Source organism: Enterobacter sp. 50793107 (genome assembly GCF_001463365.1).
In the GTDB taxonomy this organism is placed as follows: Bacteria; Pseudomonadota; Gammaproteobacteria; order Enterobacterales; family Enterobacteriaceae; genus Enterobacter; species Enterobacter cloacae.
Window position 1 is genome coordinate 46441 of the sequence record NZ_LNII01000122.1, and the last position, 22664, is coordinate 69104.

Sequence of the window (22664 nt, forward strand, 5' to 3'; positions counted from 1 at the left end):
CGCCGGTGATTCTGGTTAACAAAAGCGGTGCAATATGCAAGTTTTTATCATGCGTCACGGCGACGCGGCACTCGATGCCGCCAGTGACTCAGTACGTCCTTTAACCGTCTGCGGCTGCGACGAATCTCGTCAGATGGCGAACTGGCTTAAAGGTCAAAAAGTGGACATTGAACGCGTTCTGGTGAGTCCGTTCCTGCGTGCTGAACAGACGCTGGATGTGGTAGGGGAGTGTATGAACCTGCCGACCAGCGTCGATGTTCTCCCTGAACTCACGCCGTGTGGTGATGTCGGCCTTGTCAGTGCCTACCTACAGGCGCTGTGCAATGAAGGTGTCGCTTCTGCACTGGTCATTTCCCACCTGCCACTGGTTGGCTATCTGGTATCTGAACTGTGCCCGGGCGAGACGCCACCGATGTTTACAACCTCCGCCATTGCCAACGTCACCCTCGACGAAACCGGCAAAGGGGTCTTCAACTGGCAAATGAGTCCATGCAATCTCCGGATGGCGAAAGCAATCTGAGGTGACGTGCGATAAGGCGGGAGCCACTATGCCTCCCGCCATGTTTTCAGGGCAGTTCTGGCGGTTGCCACTCTTCAACTTCAATCAACACCAGCAAGGCGGCATCTCCGCCGTACTCTTTGGGCGCCTGATGAAACGCCATCACGTGTGGATGCTGAGCCAGCCACAGCGGCGTTTGTTGCTTAAGAACATGTTTACCGTGGCCGTGCATCACGCAGGCACAAAACACATGTTCGCGGCGACAGGCGGCAATCAACGCCCCCAGCTCCTGTTTCGCCTGCATCTGCGTCAAACCATGCAAATCGAGAAACAGCTCGGGTGAATAATCTCCCCGGCGTAATTTTTTCAGCTCAAAGTGGCTGACATCTTCGCGAACGTACTTGACCGCACCCTGCGTGTTAAGCAGCGGCTGAAACTCATCGGAAAAATAGTGGCTATTATCCGCCTGCTCCTGCAATAACCTTTTGACCGGTACTTCGCTGACTTTTTTGCGCATCGGCCGGTGGACAATGGTGTCCTGCTTGATTTGACGCGTCCCGGTCATGAGCTGACGGAAGAGCGCCTGATCCTCCTCGCTGAGCGATGTTTTCTTTTTCATTCGTCGTTCTCATCTCGTATTTCCGATAGTGTACCCGACTAAACGCATTTTTTAACCTCAAGCGGTATGCGTCATTGCTGATTTATCGCCGTCTTCATGGCAAACTAGCCGCCGAAAATTATGCGAGCATGCCCTGGAGGAAAGAGTGGATAAAATTTTTGTCGATGAAGCAGTAAACGAGCTGCATACCATACAGGACATGTTGCGCTGGTCGGTTAGCCGCTTCAGCGCCGCCAATATCTGGTACGGACACGGCACGGATAACCCGTGGGATGAAGCTGTTCAACTGGTGCTGCCTTCTCTCTACCTGCCGCTCGATATTCCGGAAGACATGCGCACCGCGCGTCTGACCTCCAGCGAAAAGCACCGCATCGTTGAGCGTGTGATCCGCCGCGTGAACGAGCGTATTCCGGTAGCCTATCTGACCAACAAAGCCTGGTTCTGCGGTCACGAATTCTATGTAGATGAACGCGTGCTGGTGCCGCGCTCGCCGATTGGTGAGCTGATCAACAACCACTTCGAAGGGCTGATTAACCGTCAACCACAGCACATTCTGGATATGTGTACCGGCAGCGGCTGCATTGCCATTGCCTGCGCTTATGCCTTCCCGGAAGCGGAAGTGGACGCGGTGGACATCTCCACCGACGCACTGGCGGTAACCGAGCACAACATTGAAGAACACGGGCTGATCCACCATGTTACGCCTATCCGCTCTGATCTGTTCCGTGACCTGCCGACGCTGCAGTACGATCTGATCGTAACCAACCCGCCGTACGTGGATGCGGAAGATATGTCCGATCTGCCGAACGAATATCGTCACGAGCCAGAATTGGGCCTGGCATCGGGTTCTGACGGCCTGAAGCTGACCCGCCGCATTCTGGCCTGCGCACCGGATTATCTGACCGACGACGGCGTTCTGATTTGTGAAGTGGGCAACAGCATGGTACATCTGATAGAGCAGTACCCGGATGTGCCGTTCACCTGGCTTGAGTTCGACAACGGCGGTGACGGCGTCTTTATGCTGACCAAAGCGCAGCTGCTCGACGCGCGCGAACATTTCAGCATCTACAAAGATTAATCCAGCGGGCTTCGGCCCGTTTCACAACGCTCACACACAAATAACGACATCGGAGCCGTGATGGCAGGAAACAGTATTGGACAAATATTCCGCGTGACCACCTTTGGTGAGTCGCACGGGCTGGCACTGGGCTGTATTGTTGACGGCGTACCGCCAGGCATCGAACTCACCGAAGCCGATTTACAGCACGACCTTGACCGTCGTCGTCCGGGCACCTCTCGCTACACCACGCAGCGTCGCGAGCCGGACCAGGTCAAAATTCTCTCAGGTGTTTTTGAAGGCCGCACCACCGGGACCAGTATTGGTCTGCTGATTGAAAACACCGACCAACGTTCTCAGGACTACGGTGCCATCAAGGATGTGTTCCGTCCAGGCCACGCTGACTACACCTACGAACAAAAGTACGGTTTTCGCGACTATCGCGGCGGTGGACGCTCCTCCGCGCGTGAAACTGCGATGCGCGTCGCCGCAGGGGCAATTGCCAAGAAATACCTGCAGCAGAAATTTGGCATCGTGATCCGCGGTTGCCTGACCCAGATGGGTGACATTCCGCTGGCCATTAAAGACTGGGAGCAGGTTGAACAAAACCCGTTCTTCTGTGCTGATGTCGAGAAGCTGGAGGCGCTGGACGAGCTGATGCGTGGCCTGAAAAAAGAGGGCGACTCTATAGGTGCAAAAGTGACCGTGGTGGCTGACGGCGTACCGCCAGGCTGGGGTGAGCCTGTATTTGACCGTCTGGACGCGGACATTGCCCACGCGCTGATGAGCATCAATGCGGTGAAGGGCGTCGAAATTGGCGACGGTTTTGACGTGGTTCAGCTTCGCGGCAGCCAGAACCGTGACGAAATTACAAAAGAGGGCTTCCAGAGCAACCATGCGGGTGGCATTCTTGGCGGCATCAGCAGCGGGCAGCAGATTATTGCCAATATCGCGCTGAAGCCAACGTCCAGTATTACCGTGCCGGGCCACACGATTAACCGCTCTGGTGAAGAAGTTGAGATGATCACCAAAGGACGTCACGATCCGTGTGTCGGGATCCGCGCGGTGCCAATCGCAGAAGCCATGCTGGCAATCGTTTTGATGGATCACTTCCTGCGCCAGCGTGCGCAGAATGCGGATGTGACGACCACCATTCCACGCTGGTAACTATGAAAAAAACCGCAATTGCTCTGCTGGCGCTACTCGCCAGTGGGGCCAGTCTGGCCGCCACGCCATGGCAAAAAATCACTCACCCGGTGGCGGGAAGCGCGCAGTCGATTGGTGCGTTCTCCAATGGCTGTATCGTTGGTGCGCAGGAACTTCCTCTGCAGTCGGATACTTATCAGGTGATGCGTACCGACCAGCGTCGTTACTTCGGCCACCCGGATCTGGTGCTGTTTATCCAGCGTCTGGGCAACCAGGTGCATAACCTGGGGCTGGGTACGATGCTGATTGGCGATATGGGTATGCCTGCTGGCGGTCGTTTCAACGGTGGGCACGCCAGTCACCAGACCGGGCTGGATGTGGATATTTTCCTGCAGTTGCCTAAAACGCGCTGGACCTCGGCCCAACTGCTGAAGCCGCAGGCGCTGGATCTGGTGGCGCGTGACGGCAAAAGCGTTGTGCCGTCGCTGTGGACACCGGATGTTTTCAGCCTGATTAAGCTGGCAGCGAAGGACAACGAGGTCACGCGGATCTTCGTTAACCCGGCCATCAAGCAGCAGCTCTGCCTGGATGAGGGAACCGATCGCGACTGGCTGCGCAAAGTGCGTCCGTGGTTCCAGCATCGTGCGCATATGCACGTACGTCTGCGCTGCCCGGCAAACAGTCTGGAATGTGAAGATCAGCCGCTACCACCGCCAGGCGATGGCTGCGGTGCGGAACTGCAAAGCTGGTTTGAACCGGCAAAACCTGGAACCTCTAAGCCTGAGAAGAAGACACCGCCTCCGTTGCCGCCTTCCTGCCAGGCGCTACTGGATGAGCATGTACTTTAATGGATAATTTCGTCGACCTGTTTATGGTGTCACCGCTGCTGCTGGTGGTGCTGTTCTTTGTGGCAATGCTGGCCGGTTTTATCGATGCCCTCGCGGGCGGTGGCGGGTTGCTTACCGTTCCGGCTCTGCTGGCGGCGGGCATGAGCCCGGCTCAGGCGCTTGCCACCAACAAGCTTCAGGCCTGCGGCGGGTCCCTTTCCGCGTCGCTCTATTTTATTCGCCGTAAGGTGGTTAATCTTGCCGACCAGAAGCTCAATATTCTGATGACCTTCATCGGCTCAACCTCCGGTGCGCTGTTGGTTCAGCACGTACAGTCTGACATTCTGCGTCAGATCCTGCCGGTGCTGGTCATCTGTATTGGTCTCTACTTTCTGCTGATGCCAAAGCTCGGTGAAGAGGACAGGCAGCGTCGGCTGCATGGTCTGCCGTTCGCGCTTATCGCAGGCGGCTGCGTCGGGTTTTACGATGGCTTCTTTGGCCCAGGCGCCGGGTCGTTCTATGCCCTGGCGTTTGTCACGCTGGCCGGATTTAACCTCGCCAAATCTACCGCCCACGCTAAAGTGCTGAATGCCACCTCGAACGTCGGCGGCCTGCTGCTGTTTATCATCGGCGGCAAGGTTATCTGGGCAACCGGGTTTGTGATGATGGCGGGGCAGTTTTTAGGCGCGCGCGCGGGCTCGCGTCTGGTATTAAGCAAAGGACAGAAGCTGATTCGCCCGATGATCGTCATCGTCTCGGCGGTGATGAGCGCCAAGCTTCTTTATGACAGCCATGGACCGGAGATCCTCACCTGGCTGGGGATGAATGCATGAACAGTACGCATAACTATGAACAGCTGATTGAGATTTTTGACGGCTGTTTTGCTGATGATTTTAATACCCGTCTGATTAAAGGCGACGACGAACCGATCTATCTTCCTGCTGATGCAGAGGTGCCCTATAACCGCATCGTGTTTGCGCATGGTTTTTACGCCAGTGGCCTGCATGAGATTTCACACTGGTGCATTGCGGGAAAAGCGCGTCGCGAGCTGGTGGACTTTGGTTACTGGTACTGTCCGGACGGACGTGACGCGGCCACGCAGGGTCAGTTTGAAGATGTGGAAGTCAAACCGCAGGCGCTGGAGTGGCTGTTCTGCGTGGCGGCGGGTTTCCCGTTCAACGTCAGTTGTGACAATCTCGAAGGGGATTTCGAGCCAGACCGTATTCTCTTCCAGCGCCGCGTACATGCGCAGGTGATGGAGTATCTTGAGAAAGGCATCCCGGAACGCCCGGCACGCCTGATCAAGGCTTTACAGAATTATTACCATACGCCGGAGATCACGGCGGAATGCTTCCCGTGGCCGGAAGATCTTTAACAGAGGAAAGAAGATGATCGCAGAATTTGAATCACGCATTCTGGCGTTAATTGATGACATGGTGGAACACGCCAGTGATGATGAGCTGTTCGCCAGCGGTTATCTGCGTGGTCACCTGACGCTGGCCGTTGCCGAGCTGGAAGCCGGGGACGATCACTCTGCCGAGGCCATTCATGATGAAGTGAGCCGCAGTCTGGAAAAAGCCATCCAGGCGGGCGAGCTTTCTCCCCGCGACCAGTCTCTGGTGCTGGGTATGTGGGACAACCTGTTCCAGCAGGCGAAAGCGAAGTAAGCGTTTCACCTCCCTCTCCCGGTGGGAGAGGGCACCCTATTTAACCTGTTTCCCCTTCAGCAATTTCCGCACCCACAAACGATTCGGATTCAGCCCTGCGAGCGTGGTGCTGTCCAGCGGAATGGGCTCATCGCTCATTTGCGCCGCTAACGCTTCAGCCAGCAGCGGTGCAGAACACAACCCGCGCGAGCCCAGCCCGCCCAGCATAAACAGCTCCGGATGAACCGGTGAGACCACAGCCGTCTCCTTGTGTTCAGCCAGATCCTGATACGCATCAAGCGTTGCCTCATAGTCCGGTACATTTCCCGCCATGGGCAGATGATCGCGGGTGGCGCAGCGTACGCCGCAGCGCGCTTCGCCCTCGCTGACGTCAACCTCTCTCGCCCACGCCGCGTCCGGGAAGCAGTCAATCAGGCGCTGGCGGTTCTGCTGCTGATCTTCCTCGCGGTAATGCGTGTCTGTTTCACCGCGATGGTAACTGGCACCAATGCAGTGATGAGCGTTAGACGGATTTTGCGGCGTCAGGTAGCCGTCATAGCACAGCACCTGGCGCAGTTGGCTCAGTGCAGGCGCGGTCGGAATATGGCTCACCTGGCCGCCAACCGGATAAACGGGCAATGTCTCTGTCTGGACAAACTGACTGATGTGATGTCCGTTTGCCAGCACAACGCTGGCATGCGTGGCCTCTTTGCCATCGGCAAAGCGCAGGGTCCAGTGGGCTGTCCGGCTAAGCGATGCAACCTTATGAGCATAATGCACCGTCAGCCCGCGTGACTGTGCCAGGGTAATCGCCGCAGTGGTCAGTTCGGCAGGGCACAGCCAGCCGCCGAGCGGATACTGAATACCGCCACAGCCCGTCTCAACGCCGGTGGTGTCTGTCACCGTTTGCGCACTTACCGCGCGGGCAATCTCTTCCGGCAGGCCCAGCGACAGCATCTGCGCGATTTTTTGCTGGCTCTTTTCATCCCAGCCGAGCTGCGTCACGCCGCACCAGTCATGATCGAACGCCACCGGAAGGGTGTCGTATACGCGACGGGCAAAGGTAAAGGCCGCGGGGAAAAACTGGAACAGTGCCGGGTCGTGCGCGCTTAAAAGCGGATAAAGGGCTCCCTGACGGTTGCCGGAGGCGCCGTTTGCCGGAGCCGGGTCAGCACAGTAGAGCGTCACCTGCCAGCCGCGGTGTAAAAGCGCGAGCGAAAGCAGGGCGCTGGCAATCCCTCCGCCGATTATCGCCACCTCACGGGAGGCGCTGGCGCGGCGTGCAAACCAGGGCGCCCGGGCGGGGATCGCCAGCGTCTGCTCCATCGTCCCGACCAGCATGTCGCGCTTGCGGCCAAACCCTTTGGTTTTTCGCATCGTAAAGCCTGCTTCCTGTAAGCCGCGGCGGACAAACCCCGCCGAGGTAAAGGTCGCGAGTGTTGCGCCAGGCCGCGCCAGACGCGCCATGGCGCTAAACAGATGCTGACTCCACATCTCCGGGTTTTTGGCTGGCGCAAACCCGTCAAGGAACCACGCGTCCACCTTCTGGTTCATCGAATCATCAAGCTTATCGGTCAGTTCGTTGATATCGCCGAGCCATAAGTCCAGCGTGACGCGTCCACCGTCCAGCAGCAGACGATGGCAACCGCCGATGGCGGGCGGCCACTGCGCCTGAAGCTGTTCAGCCCAAGGGGCAAGCTCCGGCCAGCGCTGGTGCGCCAGGTGTAGGTCGTGCGCGGTGAGCGGAAATTTTTCGAAACTGATGAAATGTAATCTTTGTAGCGTAGCCTCAGGATGGGCAGCGTGAAACTGGTCGAAAGCCTGCCAGAGGGTCAAAAAATTCAGGCCGGTACCGAACCCGCTCTCTGCGACGACAAACAGACTGCGCGGATGGGCGGGAAAGCGTGCGCTGAGCTGATTTCCGTCGAGGAAAACATAGCGGGTTTCTTCCAGTCCGTTATCATTAGAAAAATAGACGTCATCAAAATCTCGGGAAACAGGTGTACCCTCAGCGTTGAATTCGAGGTTGGCGGGTTGTATAGCGTTTTGTTTCACGTAAGTTACTCGTCTGACAGGCAGTGGCACGATCTTAACGATGTGAGTCCATCGGTGCAAATTTCCGCAGAAAATGTCTGATCGGACTTGTTCGGCGTACAAGTGTACGCTATTGTGCGACTCGAAACTTACTATAGTGCGACTTACAGAGGTATTGAATGAAACGTGCAGTGATTACTGGCCTGGGCATTGTTTCCAGCATCGGTAATAACCAGCAGGAAGTCCTGGCATCTCTGCGTGAAGGACGCTCCGGGATCACTTTCTCTGAAGAGTTTAAAGATTCAGGTATGCGTAGCCACGTATGGGGTAACGTCAAACTGGACACCACCGGTTTGATTGACCGTAAAGTGGTTCGTTTCATGAACGATGCCTCTATTTATGCTTATCTCTCCATGCAGGAAGCGATCAAAGATTCTGGCCTGAGCGAAGAGGTTTACCAGAACAACCCGCGCGTGGGTCTGATTGCCGGTTCCGGTGGTTCATCCAAAGCGCAGGTATTCGGTGCTGACGCCATGCGTAGCCCGCGTGGTCTGAAAGCAGTAGGTCCGTACGTGGTAACCAAAGCCATGGGTTCTGCGGTCTCCGCGTGCCTGGCAACCCCATTCAAAATTCATGGTGTGAACTACTCCATCAGCTCTGCATGTGCGACGTCCGCACACTGCATCGGTAATGCTGTTGAGCAGATCCAACTGGGTAAACAGGACATCGTATTTGCTGGCGGCGGCGAAGAGCTGGGCTGGGAAATGGCCTGTGAATTCGACGCGATGGGTGCCCTGTCTACCAAATACAATGAAACCCCGGCTAAAGCATCCCGTACCTATGATGCGCACCGTGACGGTTTTGTTATCGCAGGCGGCGGCGGTATGGTTGTGGTTGAAGAGCTGGAACACGCTCTGGCACGTGGCGCGCACATCTACGCTGAGATCGTGGGCTACGGTGCAACGTCTGACGGCGCTGACATGGTTGCTCCATCCGGCGAAGGCGCGGTGCGCTGCATGAAGATGGCGATGCACGGTGTTGATACCCCAATCGACTACCTGAACTCCCACGGGACTTCTACGCCGGTAGGCGATGTGAAAGAACTGGGTGCGATCCGTGAAGTCTTCGGCGACAACAGCCCGGCAATCTCCGCGACCAAAGCCATGACCGGTCACTCTCTGGGTGCAGCTGGCGTGCAAGAAGCAATCTACTCTCTGCTGATGCTGGAAAATGGCTTTATCGCGCCAAGCATCAACATCGAAGAGATGGACGAGCAGGCAGCGGGCCTGAACATCGTGACCGAAACCACCGAACGTGAGCTGACGACCGTAATGTCCAACAGCTTCGGTTTTGGCGGCACCAACGCCACGCTGGTCATGCGCAAGCTGAAAGCGTAAGCGTTTGAAGGCATAGTAGAAGGGAGCCGCGAGGCTCCCTTTTTTTATGCCTGAACACGGAGTTACGCATGAAGGCCGTTATCCCTGAGAAGAGTACCCCTTCCGGGAACCTTTCCCTTTTCCGTATCGCCTTTGCGGTATTTCTGACCTACATGACCGTTGGCCTGCCGCTGCCGGTTATCCCGCTGTTTGTTCACCAGGAGCTGGGCTACGGCAATACCCTGGTTGGCATCGCCGTGGGTATTCAGTTTTTAGCTACCGTATTAACCCGCGGCTACGCCGGGCGTCTGGCGGACCAGCACGGTGCCAAACGCTCAGCGCTGCAGGGCATGTTTGCCTGCGGGCTGGCGGGCGCAGCGTGGCTGCTTGCCGCGCTTCTGCCGGTCGACGCGGCGTATAAATTTGCCCTGCTGGTGGTGGGACGTTTGATTCTCGGCTTTGGTGAAAGCCAGCTGCTGACCGGCACCCTGACCTGGGGAATGGGGCTGGTAGGCCCAGCGCGCTCGGGCAAGGTGATGTCCTGGAACGGTATGGCTATCTATGGAGCACTCGCGGCAGGTGCGCCGCTGGGGCTGTTGATCCACAGCCAGTTCGGTTTTGCCGCGCTGGCGGCCACCACCATGCTGTTACCGCTGCTGGCATGGGCATTTAACGGCTCGGTGCGCAAAGTACCTGCCCATAAAGGTGAGCGTCCTTCCCTGTGGAGCGTAATAGGTCAAATCTGGCAGCCGGGGCTGGGGCTGGCGCTACAGGGCGTGGGCTTCGCGGTGATTGGGACATTCGTTTCGCTGTACTTTATGAGCCGCGGCTGGGCGATGGCGGGCTTTACGCTAACCGCCTTTGGTGGTGCGTTTGTCCTGATGCGCGTGCTGTTCGGCTGGATGCCGGATCGCTTTGGTGGCGTGAAGGTGGCCGTGGCGTCGCTGGTGATTGAGACCCTCGGTTTGCTGCTGCTGTGGTATGCCCCTGTGGCCTCCGTTGCCCTTCTCGGAGCGGCACTGACCGGCTGCGGCTGTTCCCTGATCTTCCCGGCGCTGGGGGGTGAGGTGGTAAAACGCGTCGCGCCACAGGTGCGCGGTACGGCGTTGGGCGGTTATGCGGCGTTTCAGGACATCTCATACGGTGTCACCGGACCGCTGGCGGGGCTCCTGGCCACGTCGTTTGGCTATCCCTCTGTCTTCCTTGCGGGAGCCGTTTCAGCGGTGGTGGGGATTGTGGTGACGCTGGTGGCGTTTCGCAGGCCTTGAGCCGTTGTCGCCGGGTGGCGGCTTCGCCTTACCCGGCCTACGGTTCGGGTCGTTGTAGGCCCGGTAAGCGCAGCGCCACCGGGCAAAACATCAGGCAACCAGCCAGAAAATTGCCAGCGCAATCAGTAACGCAATAAACAGTAATCCCGGACGCGCAGAGAGGGTTCTGAAGGTCTCCACCACCGGCGCAAACAGCGGGCTGTAGATCGGCTGAATATCCCTGACTTCCGGCACGCCGCCTTCGCGCTCGGCGCGGCGAATAAAAATCTGATTCAGCAAATCTTGCACCTGCGCGGTGGTCAGTACCGTTTGCGGCGTGGCCTGCCAGGTCTGCTGGGCGTAATCCCGAATCACCTCAAATTCATGCGGCTCCAGCGGCTGCTTCAGTGCCGCCTGTAGCGTATGCAGGGTAGGGGTACTTTGGGTGCTCAACGTCTGGCGAGCCTGTAGCCAGGTGACCAGATGCGTAAACTGTTTGGCCGGGATCAGCTCACCCGCTTTCACGCCGGAAAGCTCCAGCATCGACTGCCATATAAGCTTTGTTGATTCGCCGGTGGCGGCGGCCAGCCTGGTCACCATCTGGTTCAACGTATTGTGTTCAGCAGGCAGCAGCGGACGCTCGGTTGACGGACGCTGTTGCGGTTGCGGAATGGTCAGCTGATTGGTTTGCAGCAGCGTCAGCACGGTTTTCAACTGGTCTGGCGTTAGCTGGCTCAGGGCGGTCTGGCCAAACTGCTGGCGAATGAAATCACTGACTGCCTGACGGTTGTTGCCCTGGCCCAACAGCTCGGTCAGTTGTGCAACTATCTGGCGAGTGGTGTGATTTTGCTGTGCGGTGGTAATACGCTGATTCAGATTTTGCTCGGCCGCAGGGAAGTGGCGCGACTGCAACGGTGCATCGTTGCGGACGCCTAAATCATGCTTTACCCCGGCCCAGACTTCCGCATTTTGCTGTGAAGTGAGCGCGATCAGGCGCGTGATCAGGCGCTCCAGCACGGTGCGCTGTTGCGTGGAAAGCGGTTGTTCACCTGCAACGTTTGGCGTGACAGGGCCTTCACCCGGAGGGCGTGGTGGCGTACCTGAAATAGGCTGCATCGTCAAAAATCCTTAAAGTCAAAACTCAGCGTAAACCCGGCATGCATATATGCCTGGCGGCCAGATTATGGCACACTTGGCAGGTTTTCTTCCTCTCAAACAGGTACTCAGACGTGAAAATCCTCGTTGATGAAAATATGCCTTACGCCCGCGAGCTCTTTAGCCGCCTTGGTAATGTTAAGGCTGTCCCTGGTCGACCCATTCCGGTAAACGAGCTGGATGATGCCGATGCCCTGATGGTGCGCTCGGTGACCAAAGTAAATGAGGCGTTGCTCTCCGGCAAAGCGATTAAATTCGTCGGAACCGCAACGGCCGGGACGGATCATGTGGATGACAAATGGCTTACGCAGGCGGGGATCGGGTTTTCCGCCGCGCCTGGCTGTAACGCCATTGCGGTAGTGGAATACGTTTTCTCTTCTCTGCTGATGCTGGCAGAGCGCGACGGTTTTGCGCTGAAAGACCGCACCGTAGGCATTGTCGGGGTGGGCAACGTGGGAGGACGCCTGCAAAAACGCCTTGAGGCGTTAGGCATTCGCACCCTGCTGTGTGATCCGCCGCGTAAAGACAACGGTGATGAAGGCGACTTCCGCCCCCTGGATGAGCTGGTTGAAGCATGTGACGTCATCACCTTCCATACGCCCCTCTTCAAAGAGGGGGCCTATAAGACGCTCCATCTTGCTGACGAGGCGCTGATCCGTCGTCTGAAGGCTGGCACTATTCTGATAAATGCCTGTCGTGGCCCGGTCGTCGATAACGCCGCGTTGCTGAAATGTCTGGAAGAGGGGCAGGATCTCAGCGTGGTGCTGGACGTCTGGGAGCCGGAGCCCGATCTCAACGTTGCGCTGCTGAACAAGGTTGACGTTGCAACCGCGCATATAGCGGGTTATACGCTCGAAGGAAAGGCCCGTGGCACCACCCAGGTCTTTGAGGCCTATAGCGCCTTTATTGGCCGTCCGCAGCAGGTGGCGCTGGACACTTTACTCCCCGCGCCTGAATTTGGCCGCATTACCCTGCATGGCCCGCTCGATCAGGCAACGCTGAAAAGGCTGGTTCATTTGGTGTATGATGTGCGCCGCGATGATGCGCTGCTGCGTAAAGTGGCGGGGATCCCGAGGGAGTTTGACAAGCTGCGCAAGAATTACGTTGAGCGCCGTGAATGGTCTTCTCTGTATGTCATGTGCGATGACGCGTCGGCGGCAGCGCTGCTGCATAAACTGGGTTTTAACGCCGTTCATCACCCGGCGCATTAATGTCTTCTTAACGCTCCCTGTTGGATACTCCGACAGGGACGCTTTTTTATTTCTGGAGTAAACCACCATGTCTGAAGGCTGGAACATTGCCATTTTAGGTGCCACGGGTGCCGTGGGTGAAGCCCTGCTCGAAACCCTTGCTGAGCGTCAGTTCCCGGTGGGTGATATCTATGCACTGGCCCGCACCGACAGCGCCGGTGAGCATCTGCGTTTTGGCGGCAAATCCGTCATGGTTCAGGATGCCGCCGAATTCGACTGGACGCAGGCGCAGCTGGCCTTTTTTGCGGCAGGTGCTGAAGCCACCGCGTCGTACATTGAAGACGCGACGAATTCTGGCTGTCTGGTGATCGATCTGAGCGGCCTGTTCTCGATGGAGCCGGATGTCCCGCTGGTGGTGCCGGACGTGAACCCGTTTGTCCTGGCCGACTACCGTAACCGCAATATCATTGCGGTTCCCAATAGCCTGACCAGCCAGCTGCTGACCGCTCTTAAACCTTTAATCGACGATGGCGGTCTGTCGCGTATCACCGTGACCAGCCTGCTTTCCGCTTCTGCGCAAGGCAAAAAGGCCGTCGACGCGCTGGCCGGACAGAGTGCGAAGCTCCTGAACGGCATCCCGATTGATGAAGACGATTTCTTCGGCCGTCAGCTGGCATTCAATATGCTGCCGCTGCTGCCGGATCGTGAAGGCTCCGTGCGTGAAGAGCGCCGTATCGTCGACGAAGCGCGCAAAATTCTGCAGGACGAGGGGCTGATGATCTCCGCAAATGTCGTGCAGTCGCCGGTCTTTTACGGTCATGCGCAGATGGTAGGTTTCGAAGCCCTGCGTCCGCTGGCCGCAGAAGAAGCGCGTGATGCGTTCGGCCGCGGTGAAGACATTGTGCTCTCCGAAGAGAGTGAATTCCCGACGCAGGTTGGCGATGCCACCGGCAGCGCACACCTCTCGGTGGGCTGCGTACGGAATGATTACGGTATGCCGGAGCAGGTTCAATTCTGGTCCGTAGCCGATAACGTGCGCTTCGGCGGCGCGCTGATGGCGGTCAAAATCGCTGAAAAACTGGTGCAGGAGTATCTGTACTGATGTCAGACGTGGAACAAAAGCCGGTTCATAAAGTCGCCCTCGGTATCGAGTACGACGGCAGTAAATATTATGGCTGGCAGCGTCAAAATGAGGTGCGCAGTGTCCAGGAAAAACTGGAGAAAGCGCTCTCTCAGGTGGCGAACGAACCGATTAACGTCCTGTGTGCAGGACGCACTGACGCCGGTGTCCACGGAACGGGGCAGGTGGTTCACTTTGAAACCACCGCCGTGCGCAAGGACGCTGCCTGGACGTTGGGTGTAAATGCGAATTTACCTGGTGACATTGCGGTGCGCTGGGTGAAAGCTGTGCCGGATGATTTTCATGCGCGTTTCAGCGCCACCGCGCGCCGTTATCGCTATGTCATCTACAATCAGCGTCTTCGTCCGGCGGTACTAAGCCAGGGCGTGACGCATTTTTATGAACCGCTGGATGCAGAACGTATGCATCGTGCGGCGCAGTGTCTGATTGGTGAAAATGACTTTACCTCGTTCCGTGCGGTGCAGTGTCAGTCCCGCACGCCGTGGCGTAACGTCATGCACATAAACGTCAGCCGTTTTGGCGCGTATGTGGTGGTGGATATCAAAGCCAATGCCTTTGTACATCATATGGTGCGGAATATTGTGGGCAGCCTGATGGAAGTGGGTGCCGGACACCAGCCGGAGAGCTGGATTGCAGAACTGCTGGCAGCGAAGGACAGAACGCTTGCGGCAGCAACGGCGAAAGCGGAAGGGCTGTATCTGGTCTCGGTGGACTATCCGGACCGGTTTGACCTGCCAAAACCGCCAATGGGCCCGCTGTTCCTGGCGGACTAAACAAAGGTGCAATTAAGGCTTAGACAATATGGACGTAATACGTTTTCTGATTGATTTCATTCTGCATATTGATGTTCACCTGGCGGAGCTGGTCGCGCAGTATGGCGTCTGGGTGTATGCCATTCTGTTCCTCATTCTGTTCTGTGAAACCGGTCTGGTAGTCACGCCGTTTCTGCCGGGGGATTCGCTGCTGTTCGTCGCAGGGGCGTTATCTGCGCTGCCTGGCAACGATTTGAATGTGCACGTAATGGTGGTGCTGATGGTGATCGCCGCAATTGTCGGTGACGCGGTCAACTACACCATTGGACGGGTCTTCGGTGAGCGCTTATTCAGCAATCCGGACTCAAAAATATTCCGTCGTAGCTATTTAGATAAAACCCATGCGTTTTATGAGCGCCACGGTGGAAAAACCATTATCCTTGCGCGTTTTGTGCCTATTGTGCGTACATTTGCGCCATTTGTGGCGGGAATGGGGCACATGTCCTATCGTCATTTTGCGGCATACAACGTCATTGGCGCGCTGCTGTGGGTGCTGCTCTTTACCTATGCAGGCTACCTGTTTGGCGATCTCCCTGTGGTTCAGGAAAACCTTAAGTTACTGATTGTAGCGATTATTGTGCTTTCTGTTTTACCGGGTGTTATCGAAATTATTCGTCACAAGCGCGCGGCAGCAAAGCAAGCGAAGTAAATGCACGCAGGCGGTTCGACCACTTTTTTATCCAAAGTTTCGGGCTGTTATGTTTTAATGTGCAACATTCATGGTCTGTTGGAGGCAAAAATGGCATTATTCGCCTCTTACAGCAAAACTGGCATACGACCAGGTTCAGGCAGAAAGGTTATCAATGAGCTGGATTGAACGAATTAAAAGCAACATTACCCCAACGCGTAAAGCGAGCATTCCTGAAGGGGTATGGACGAAGTGTGATAGCTGTGGTCAGGTTCTGTATCGCGCAGAACTGGAACGCAATCTTGAGGTGTGTCCGAAGTGTGACCACCACATGCGCATGACGGCGCGTAATCGCCTGCACAGCCTGCTGGACGAAGGTTCTCTGGTAGAACTGGGTAGCGAGCTTGAGCCAAAAGATGTGCTCAAGTTCCGTGATTCCAAAAAATATAAAGATCGTCTGGCCTCTGCACAGAAAGAGACCGGCGAGAAAGACGCGCTGGTCGTGATGAAAGGCACCCTGCACGAGATGCCGGTAGTGGCCGCCGCGTTTGAGTTCTCCTTCATGGGTGGCTCAATGGGTTCCGTGGTCGGTGCGCGCTTTGTGCGTGCTGTTGAGCAGGCGCTGGAAGACAACTGCCCGCTGATCTGCTTCTCCGCCTCTGGCGGTGCACGTATGCAGGAAGCGCTGATGTCCCTGATGCAGATGGCGAAAACCTCTGCTGCGCTGGCTAAAATGCAGGAGCGCGGCCTGCCGTACATCTCTGTACTGACCGACCCAACCATGGGGGGCGTTTCCGCAAGCTTTGCGATGCTGGGCGATCTGAACATCGCTGAGCCAAAAGCGCTGATCGGCTTTGCTGGTCCTCGCGTTATCGAGCAGACCGTACGTGAAAAACTGCCGCCGGGCTTCCAGCGCAGTGAGTTCCTCATTGAGAAAGGCGCGATTGACATGATCGTCCGCCGCCCGGAAATGCGCCTGAAACTGGCAAGCATCCTGGCGAAGCTGATGAATCTGCCAGCGCCGAACCCGGATGAGCCGCGCGAAGGCGTGGTAGTACCGGATCAGGAACCCGAGGCCTGATAACTGAAAAGGGCAGGGCCGGTTGGCGCTGCCCTTTTGCTTTATAAACTGTTAATGACAACCGGGCATCATGGAAAATAAAAGCATTCCCCAAGCCACGTCGCCCCTGGCCACGTGGCTTTCTTATCTGGAAAACCTGCACAGTAAAACCATTGATATGGGGCTTGAACGCGTAAGCCAGGTTGCTGCGCGTCTCGATGTGCTGAAACCTGCGCCGTTTGTTTTTACCGTCGCCGGAACCAACGGTAAAGGCACCACCTGCCGTACGCTGGAAGCTGTCCTGATGGCTGCCGGTTACAAGGTTGGTGTCTACAGCTCTCCGCACCTGGTACGTTATACCGAGCGGGTTCGCGTGCAAAACAGCGAACTGCCAGAGTCTGCGCATACGGCGTCGTTCGCAGAAATTGAAGCGGCGCGCGGTGAGATCTCATTAACCTATTTCGAATACGGCACTCTGTCGGCGCTGTGGCTGTTTAAACAGGCGCAGCTGGACGTGGTGATTCTGGAAGTGGGCCTCGGCGGGCGTCTGGATGCCACCAATATGGTGGATGCCGATGTGGCGGTGGTCACCAGCATTGCCCTGGATCATACCGACTGGCTGGGCCCCGATCGCGAAAGTATTGGCCGTGAGAAGGCCGGTATTTTCCGCACGAATAAGCCCGCGGTGGTTGGCGAGCCGGATATGCCGCACACCATTGCCGACGTGGCGAAAGAGAAGGGCGCTCACCTGCTGCGCCGGGGTGTGGACTGGCAGTATGAGGTTCAGAACAACGGCTGGCGCTATCGCGATGCGCAGGGAACGCTGGAAAATCTGCCCCTGCCGCAGGTACCGCAACCTAATGCCGCCACCGCCCTGGCGGCACTGCGCGCAAGCGGGCTGGCGGTGAGCGAACAGGCCATCCGCGACGGTATTCAGAATGCGATTCTGCCCGGGCGTTTTCAGATTGTCAGCGACGCTCCGCGGCTGATACTGGATGTCGCACATAACCCGCATGCTGCGGCGTATCTCGCCGCGCGTCTCAAATCGTTACCAAAAACCGGGCGCGTGCTGGCGGTTATCGGTATGCTTCATGATAAAGATATCGGCGGTACGCTGGCCTGCATGGAGAGTGTGGTCGATAGCTGGTATTGTGCTCCTCTGGAGGGGCCGCGCGGTGCGACGGCTGAGCAGTTGCTGGAACATCTCGGCAAAGGCGCAATCTACAATAGCGTGGCTCAGGCCTGGCAAGCCGCGATGGCGGATGCTAAACCAGAAGATACCGTGCTGGTGTGTGGTTCGTTCCACACGGTGGCACATGTCATGGAAGTGATGGACGCGGGGAGAACCGGTGGCGAGTAAGTTTCAGAACCGTTTAACAGGAACCATTGTGCTGGTCGCGCTCGGGGTGATTATCCTCCCGGGTCTGCTCGACGGGCAGAAAAAGCATTACCAGGATGAATTTGCAGCCATTCCGCTGGTGCCGAAGCCGGGCGATCGCGACGAACCGGATATGCTGCCTGCGGCGACCCAGGCGCTGCCTGCTCAGCCGCCGGAAGGGGCGGCTGAAGAAGTGCGTGCCGGGGATGCGGCCGCGCCGTCCCTCGATCCGTCTCGTCTGGCGGCGAATAACAACATCGAAATCGATCCGGTGCCGGTAGAGCAGCCGAAACCGGTTGAAAAACCGAAGCCGGTGGAAAAAACACAGCCGAAACCGCAGCGGGATAAAGCAGCAGAACAGCTGGCCGCGGCTTCAGAGACGCCGCCTGCGGCAAAACCGGCCCAGCAAGAGGCTGCACCGACGGGTAAAGCCTACGTTGTACAGTTGGGTGCGCTGAAAAATGCCGATAAGGTCAATGAGGTAGTGGGTAAGCTGCGCAGTGCGGGTTATCGCGTTTACACTTCACCTTCCACGCCGGTGCAGGGTAAAATCACCCGTATCCTTGTGGGGCCAGAAGCGTCTAAGGATAAGCTCAAAGGCTCGCTCGGTGAGCTGAAGCAGATCTCTGGCCTGAGCGGTGTGGTGATGAACTACAGCGCGAACTGATAAGGTTCCCCTCACCCCAGCCCTCTTCCCAAAGGGGAGAGGGTGAGGGGGAGTGGCAGACGTCCAAAGAGACGTAATAAGCCAACGGCGTTGAACATTTTTTCAGCGCCTTTTTTATTTACGCGCGGGAAGGAAATCCCTACGCAAACGTTTTCTTTTTCTGTTAGAATTCGCCCCGAACTGGATGACAGGGCGTTAAATCGTGGGACACATATGGTCTGGATTGATTACGCCATCATTGCGGTGATTGGTTTTTCCTGTCTGGTTAGCCTGATCCGTGGCTTTGTTCGTGAAGCGTTATCGCTGGTGACTTGGGGTTGTGCTTTCTTTGTTGCCAGTCATTACTACACTTACCTGTCTGTCTGGTTCACGGGCTTTGAAGATGAACTGGTCCGAAATGGAATCGCCATCGCGGTGCTGTTTATCGCGACGCTGATTGTCGGCGCTATCGTAAATTACGTGATAGGTCAGCTGGTCGAGAAAACCGGTCTGTCAGGAACGGACAGGGTGCTCGGGATCTGTTTCGGGGCATTACGAGGCGTGCTGATTGTGGCCGCGATACTGTTCTTCCTGGATACCTTTACCGGGTTCTCCAAAAGTGAAGACTGGCAGAAATCGCAGCTCATTCCAGAGTTCAGCTTCATCATCAGGTGGTTCTTTGACTATCTGCAAAGCTCGTCGAGTTTCTTGCCCAGAGCGTAACCCGCTCTGAGATGTGGCTTAACGAGGAAAAGACGAATGTGCGGTATTGTCGGTATCGCCGGTTTCATGCCGGTAAACCAGTCGATTTATGACGCGTTAACGGTGCTTCAGCACCGTGGGCAGGATGCTGCGGGTATCATCACCATTGATGCAAACAACTGCTTCCGTTTACGTAAGGCGAATGGCCTGGTAAACGATGTGTTTGAAGCCCGCCATATGCAGCGTCTGCAAGGTAATATGGGGATCGGTCACGTTCGTTATCCTACTGCTGGCAGTTCCAGCGCCTCTGAGGCACAGCCTTTCTACGTCAACTCACCGTATGGCATCACGCTTGCTCACAACGGCAACCTGACCAACGCGCATGAGCTGCGTAAAAAGCTGTTTGAAGAGAAACGTCGCCACATTAACACCACCTCTGATTCAGAAATCCTGCTCAACGTGTTCGCGAGCGAGCTGGATAACTTCCGCCACTATCCGCTGGAAGCAGACAATATCTTTGCCGCCGTTGCTGCGACAAACCGCCAGATCCGCGGTGCCTACGCCTGCGTGGCGATGATTATCGGTCACGGAATGGTCGCCTTCCGCGATCCAAACGGTATCCGCCCGCTGGTGCTTGGTAAGCGTGACCTGGGTGATGGCCGTACCGAATATATGGTTGCCTCTGAAAGCGTGGCGCTGGACACCCTGGGCTTCGAATTCCTGCGTGATGTAGCCCCTGGCGAAGCGGTCTATATCACTGAGAAGGGCCAGCTGTTTACCCGCCAGTGTGCAGACAACCCGGTCAGCAACCCGTGCCTGTTCGAATACGTGTATTTCGCCCGTCCGGACTCGTTTATCGATAAGATCTCCGTCTACAGCGCCCGCGTGAACATGGGAACCAAGCTGGGTGAGAAGATTGCCCGCGAGTGGGACGATCTGGACATCGACGTGGTCATTCCTATCCCGGAAACGTCCTGTGATATCGCGCTGGAAATCGCTCGCATTCTGGATAAGCCATACCGTCAGGGTTTCGTGAAGAACCGCTACGTTGGCCGTACCTTTATCATGCCGGGTCAGCAGCTGCGCCGTAAGTCCGTGCGTCGTAAACTCAACGCTAACCGCGCTGAGTTCCGCGACAAGAACGTGCTGCTGGTGGATGACTCCATTGTGCGTGGCACCACCTCAGAGCAGATTATCGAGATGGCGCGTGAAGCCGGTGCGAAGAAAGTGTATCTGGCCTCTGCGGCACCGGAGATTCGCTTCCCGAACGTGTATGGCATTGATATGCCTACCGCGAACGAGCTGATTGCCCACGGCCGTGAAGTGGACGAGATTCGACAGATCATCGGTGCCGATGGCCTGATTTTCCAGGATCTGAACGATCTTATCGACGCGGTGCGCGCCGAGAACCCGGATATTCAGCAGTTTGAATGTTCCGTGTTTAACGGGGTTTACGTCACCAAAGATGTTGATCAGCAGTATCTGGACTATCTCGATTCGCTGCGCAACGACGATGCGAAAGCCGTCCAGCTGCAAAACGATCTCGAAAGCTTAGAGATGCACAACGAAGGTTAATTGTGCAGGCAAGTGAGGGCCTTCGCCCTCACTTGCAACTCCCCGCAAAATCCTGCACAGTCTGCCCTGAAATCAGTAAGGGCGAAAATCATGAAACGACTCATTGTTGGGCTTAGCGGCGCCAGTGGCGCGATCTACGGCGTGCGTCTGTTGCAGGTGCTGCGTGACGTGGCGGAAGTCGAAACCCATCTGGTGATGAGCCAGGCGGCGCGTCAGACCCTCTCCCTCGAAACCGATCTCTCCCTGCGCGATGTCCAGGCGCTGGCGGATGTGGTACACGATGCCCGCGATATCGCTGCCAGCATCTCCTCCGGCTCGTTTAAAACCGCGGGCATGGTGATATTGCCCTGTTCAATTAAGACCCTCTCCGGCATCGTTAACAGCTATACCGACACGCTGGTGACGCGTGCGGCAGACGTGGTGCTGAAGGAGCGTCGCCCTCTGGTGCTTTGTGTGCGCGAAACGCCGCTGCATCTGGGGCATCTGCGTTTAATGACCCAGGCCGCTGAACTGGGCGCGGTGATCATGCCGCCGGTGCCGGCGTTTTATCATCGTCCGGCCTCGCTCGATGACGTGATTAATCAGACAGTGAACCGCGTGCTGGATCAGTTTGATATCGACCTGCCCGAAGACCTCTTCACCCGCTGGCAGGGCGCCTGATTCTGTGCACAAACAGCGTGCATGAACAGAGACGATGCCCTGTTTCAGGGCAAAATTGCAACGGCGATCATATCCTCGACATTTAATTCGTTTTTTCCCTTTTTCTCTTTCCGGTTCGTTCGGCAGACCTGCTATCTTTCACCATTAAGGCAATATCGCAACGTTTTATTAACATATTTAACGTCGAAGTTTTGACCCGACGGCAATGTGGCATAAGACCTGCAAGAGAAGCCTGCAACACAACACACAACACAATACATAATAAAATCACGGTACTTGAGGGTAAATGTATGAAGAAGACGGTTCTGGCTCTGTCTTTGCTGGTGGGGTTAAGTGCAGCCGCAGGTAGCTATGCAGCGCTTCCACAGACAGTGCGTATCGGTACAGACGCAACCTACGCGCCATTCTCTTCCAAGGATGCGAAAGGCGATTTCGTAGGGTTTGATATCGATCTGGGTAATGAGATGTGCAAACGCATTGCGGTGAAATGCACATGGGTGGGCAGCGACTTTGACGCGTTAATTCCGTCGCTGAAAGCCAAGAAAATCGACGCCATTATCTCTTCTCTTTCCATCACCGAAAAACGTCAGCAGGAGATTGCCTTCTCTGACAAGCTCTACGCCGCGGATTCCCGTCTGATTGCGGCAAAAGGCTCCCCCATTCAGCCAACCATTGACTCCCTGAAAGGTAAGCATGTCGGCGTGCTGCAGGGGTCGACTCAGGAAGGTTATGCCAATGCAAACTGGCGTGAGAAGGGCGTTGACGTGGTGGCTTACCAGAACCAGGATCTGATTTATTCTGACCTGGCGGCCGGTCGTCTGGATGCGGCATTCCAGGATGAGGTTGCCGCAAGTGAAGGCTTCCTGAAACAGCCGGCAGGTAAAGACTACGCCTTTGCTGGCCCGTCCGTGAAAGACAAAAAATACTTTGGTGACGGCACCGGTATTGGCCTGCGTAAAGATGATACCGAGCTGAAAGCCGCCTTCGACAAAGCGTTTGCAGAACTGCGCAAAGACGGTACCTACGACAAACTGGCGAAGAAATACTTCGACTTCAACGTCTACGGTGATTGATACTCGATGATTGTGCACTGTTCTGGTGCGTTGCGGGTGTGATTGATCCAATATGGTGCGTTTCGTGCACCGTATTGGATCGCTGTGTGCATACTTACGCATTTATCATGCAAAAAATCTCGCCTGAAAGGCATTAATCTTTGCCTGATGGCGTGGATTGATGGCACATTAGCACCACCCCGTCGTCGTAAAA

The 22664-nt window shown here is 56.4% G+C and carries 23 protein-coding genes; 20 read left to right on the forward strand and 3 right to left on the reverse strand.

Translation table 11 applies throughout. From position 1 onward, the window contains the following. Positions 1–34: 34 nt before the first annotated feature. Positions 35–520 carry a phosphohistidine phosphatase SixA gene (sixA, locus tag APU11_RS15940; protein ID WP_014832802.1) on the forward strand — a complete coding sequence of 162 codons (486 nt, stop codon included), beginning with the start codon at positions 35–37 and terminating at the stop codon, positions 518–520. Between the two features lie 46 nt (positions 521–566). Here the strand turns inward: sixA and smrB are convergent, their stop codons facing one another. Beyond that, a complete protein-coding gene (smrB, locus tag APU11_RS15945; protein ID WP_013098153.1) occupies positions 567–1118 on the reverse strand; it encodes an endonuclease SmrB in 552 nt (183 codons plus the stop codon). A gap of 145 nt (positions 1119–1263) precedes the next feature. On the opposite strand from smrB, the gene prmB reads away from it, so the two are divergent. From prmB to APU11_RS15975, 6 genes are read left to right on the forward strand one after another with little or no spacing between them, the layout of a single operon-like run. Further along, entirely contained in the window at positions 1264–2196 is a 933-nt protein-coding gene (gene prmB, locus APU11_RS15950; protein ID WP_013098152.1) for a 50S ribosomal protein L3 N(5)-glutamine methyltransferase, read from the forward strand. Positions 2197–2256: 60 nt separating this feature from the next. Next, positions 2257–3342, forward strand: a complete 1086-nt coding sequence (aroC, locus tag APU11_RS15955; RefSeq protein WP_023619788.1) for a chorismate synthase — start codon at positions 2257–2259, stop codon at positions 3340–3342. Between the two features lie 2 nt (positions 3343–3344). After that, a complete protein-coding gene (mepA, locus tag APU11_RS15960; RefSeq protein ID WP_020690615.1) occupies positions 3345–4169 on the forward strand; it encodes a penicillin-insensitive murein endopeptidase in 825 nt (274 codons plus the stop codon). Next, positions 4169–4981 (forward strand): sulfite exporter TauE/SafE family protein, encoded by an 813-nt coding sequence (locus APU11_RS15965; protein ID WP_057071653.1) that lies wholly within the window; start codon positions 4169–4171, stop codon positions 4979–4981. Before mepA ends, APU11_RS15965 begins: the two co-directional genes overlap by 1 nt. Further along, a complete protein-coding gene (locus APU11_RS15970; protein ID WP_013098148.1) occupies positions 4978–5523 on the forward strand; it encodes an elongation factor P hydroxylase in 546 nt (181 codons plus the stop codon). The genes APU11_RS15965 and APU11_RS15970 overlap by 4 nt, the downstream gene beginning before the upstream one ends. Before the next feature lie 13 nt (positions 5524–5536). Beyond that, a complete protein-coding gene (locus APU11_RS15975; protein ID WP_013098147.1) occupies positions 5537–5815 on the forward strand; it encodes a YfcL family protein in 279 nt (92 codons plus the stop codon). Positions 5816–5851: 36 nt separating this feature from the next. On the opposite strand, the gene mnmC is transcribed toward APU11_RS15975, so the two are convergent. After that, a complete protein-coding gene (gene mnmC / locus APU11_RS15980; protein WP_058651769.1) occupies positions 5852–7849 on the reverse strand; it encodes a bifunctional tRNA (5-methylaminomethyl-2-thiouridine)(34)-methyltransferase MnmD/FAD-dependent 5-carboxymethylaminomethyl-2-thiouridine(34) oxidoreductase MnmC in 1998 nt (665 codons plus the stop codon). A 158-nt stretch (positions 7850–8007) separates the two neighbouring features. Here mnmC and fabB point away from each other — a divergent pair, with 158 nt between their 5' ends. Beyond that, positions 8008–9225 (forward strand): beta-ketoacyl-ACP synthase I, encoded by a 1218-nt coding sequence (gene fabB, locus APU11_RS15985; protein WP_013098145.1) that lies wholly within the window; start codon positions 8008–8010, stop codon positions 9223–9225. 68 nt (positions 9226–9293) lie between these two features. Further along, on the forward strand, positions 9294–10472 hold the full coding sequence (locus tag APU11_RS15990; protein WP_058651768.1) for an MFS transporter: 1179 nt from the start codon (positions 9294–9296) through the stop codon (positions 10470–10472). A 90-nt stretch (positions 10473–10562) separates the two neighbouring features. Here the strand turns inward: APU11_RS15990 and flk are convergent, their stop codons facing one another. After that, on the reverse strand, positions 10563–11567 hold the full coding sequence (gene flk, locus APU11_RS15995; protein ID WP_029881743.1) for a flagella biosynthesis regulator Flk: 1005 nt from the start codon (positions 11565–11567) through the stop codon (positions 10563–10565). 113 nt (positions 11568–11680) lie between these two features. Here flk and pdxB point away from each other — a divergent pair, with 113 nt between their 5' ends. The 11 genes from pdxB (at position 11681) to argT (ending at position 22471) form a co-directional block, all read left to right on the forward strand. After that, positions 11681–12817, forward strand: a complete 1137-nt coding sequence (gene pdxB, locus APU11_RS16000) for a 4-phosphoerythronate dehydrogenase PdxB (protein WP_060578646.1) — start codon at positions 11681–11683, stop codon at positions 12815–12817. 67 nt (positions 12818–12884) lie between these two features. Further along, the gene (locus APU11_RS16005) at positions 12885–13898 is read left to right on the forward strand and encodes an aspartate-semialdehyde dehydrogenase (protein WP_013098141.1); all 1014 of its coding nucleotides are present in this window, start codon (positions 12885–12887) and stop codon (positions 13896–13898) included. Next, positions 13898–14710: a tRNA pseudouridine(38-40) synthase TruA gene (truA, locus tag APU11_RS16010; protein WP_013098140.1), complete on the forward strand. Its 813-nt coding sequence runs from the start codon at positions 13898–13900 to the stop codon at positions 14708–14710. Before APU11_RS16005 ends, truA begins: the two co-directional genes overlap by 1 nt. 28 nt (positions 14711–14738) lie before the next feature. After that, on the forward strand, positions 14739–15398 hold the full coding sequence (locus APU11_RS16015) for a DedA family protein (protein WP_020690622.1): 660 nt from the start codon (positions 14739–14741) through the stop codon (positions 15396–15398). A gap of 154 nt (positions 15399–15552) precedes the next feature. Beyond that, complete coding sequence (accD, locus tag APU11_RS16020; protein ID WP_013098138.1) at positions 15553–16458, forward strand: acetyl-CoA carboxylase, carboxyltransferase subunit beta; 906 nt, start codon at positions 15553–15555, stop codon at positions 16456–16458. Between the two features lie 70 nt (positions 16459–16528). Next, entirely contained in the window at positions 16529–17797 is a 1269-nt protein-coding gene (folC, locus tag APU11_RS16025) for a bifunctional tetrahydrofolate synthase/dihydrofolate synthase (protein WP_013098137.1), read from the forward strand. Further along, entirely contained in the window at positions 17787–18482 is a 696-nt protein-coding gene (gene dedD / locus APU11_RS16030; protein ID WP_014832787.1) for a cell division protein DedD, read from the forward strand. Before folC ends, dedD begins: the two co-directional genes overlap by 11 nt. Positions 18483–18695: 213 nt before the next feature. Then, positions 18696–19184: a colicin V production protein gene (cvpA, locus tag APU11_RS16035; RefSeq protein WP_000262116.1), complete on the forward strand. Its 489-nt coding sequence runs from the start codon at positions 18696–18698 to the stop codon at positions 19182–19184. 36 nt (positions 19185–19220) lie between these two features. Further along, positions 19221–20738, forward strand: a complete 1518-nt coding sequence (gene purF / locus APU11_RS16040; protein WP_014832786.1) for an amidophosphoribosyltransferase — start codon at positions 19221–19223, stop codon at positions 20736–20738. Positions 20739–20828: 90 nt separating this feature from the next. Beyond that, positions 20829–21398, forward strand: coding sequence for a UbiX family flavin prenyltransferase (locus tag APU11_RS16045; protein ID WP_020690624.1), 570 nt, complete (start codon positions 20829–20831; stop codon positions 21396–21398). Positions 21399–21688: 290 nt separating this feature from the next. Beyond that, entirely contained in the window at positions 21689–22471 is a 783-nt protein-coding gene (gene argT / locus APU11_RS16050; RefSeq protein ID WP_013098132.1) for a lysine/arginine/ornithine ABC transporter substrate-binding protein ArgT, read from the forward strand. Positions 22472–22664 lie beyond the last annotated feature (193 nt).

Coding starts and splice junctions, on each gene's coding strand:
- purF (WP_014832786.1), top strand. CDS start 19,221: ATGTGCGGTATTGTCGGTATCGCCGGTTTCATGCCGGTAAACCAGTCG.
- APU11_RS16005 (WP_013098141.1), top strand. CDS start 12,885: ATGTCTGAAGGCTGGAACATTGCCATTTTAGGTGCCACGGGTGCCGTG.
- APU11_RS15990 (WP_058651768.1), top strand. CDS start 9,294: ATGAAGGCCGTTATCCCTGAGAAGAGTACCCCTTCCGGGAACCTTTCC.
- flk (WP_029881743.1), bottom strand. CDS start 11,567: ATGCAGCCTATTTCAGGTACGCCACCACGCCCTCCGGGTGAAGGCCCT.
- accD (WP_013098138.1), top strand. CDS start 15,553: ATGAGCTGGATTGAACGAATTAAAAGCAACATTACCCCAACGCGTAAA.
- APU11_RS15965 (WP_057071653.1), top strand. CDS start 4,169: ATGGATAATTTCGTCGACCTGTTTATGGTGTCACCGCTGCTGCTGGTG.
- aroC (WP_023619788.1), top strand. CDS start 2,257: ATGGCAGGAAACAGTATTGGACAAATATTCCGCGTGACCACCTTTGGT.
- folC (WP_013098137.1), top strand. CDS start 16,529: ATGGAAAATAAAAGCATTCCCCAAGCCACGTCGCCCCTGGCCACGTGG.
- APU11_RS15970 (WP_013098148.1), top strand. CDS start 4,978: ATGAACAGTACGCATAACTATGAACAGCTGATTGAGATTTTTGACGGC.
- APU11_RS16045 (WP_020690624.1), top strand. CDS start 20,829: ATGAAACGACTCATTGTTGGGCTTAGCGGCGCCAGTGGCGCGATCTAC.
- fabB (WP_013098145.1), top strand. CDS start 8,008: ATGAAACGTGCAGTGATTACTGGCCTGGGCATTGTTTCCAGCATCGGT.
- sixA (WP_014832802.1), top strand. CDS start 35: ATGCAAGTTTTTATCATGCGTCACGGCGACGCGGCACTCGATGCCGCC.
- cvpA (WP_000262116.1), top strand. CDS start 18,696: ATGGTCTGGATTGATTACGCCATCATTGCGGTGATTGGTTTTTCCTGT.
- truA (WP_013098140.1), top strand. CDS start 13,898: ATGTCAGACGTGGAACAAAAGCCGGTTCATAAAGTCGCCCTCGGTATC.
- mepA (WP_020690615.1), top strand. CDS start 3,345: ATGAAAAAAACCGCAATTGCTCTGCTGGCGCTACTCGCCAGTGGGGCC.
- smrB (WP_013098153.1), bottom strand. CDS start 1,118: ATGAAAAAGAAAACATCGCTCAGCGAGGAGGATCAGGCGCTCTTCCGT.
- argT (WP_013098132.1), top strand. CDS start 21,689: ATGAAGAAGACGGTTCTGGCTCTGTCTTTGCTGGTGGGGTTAAGTGCA.
- APU11_RS15975 (WP_013098147.1), top strand. CDS start 5,537: ATGATCGCAGAATTTGAATCACGCATTCTGGCGTTAATTGATGACATG.
- APU11_RS16015 (WP_020690622.1), top strand. CDS start 14,739: ATGGACGTAATACGTTTTCTGATTGATTTCATTCTGCATATTGATGTT.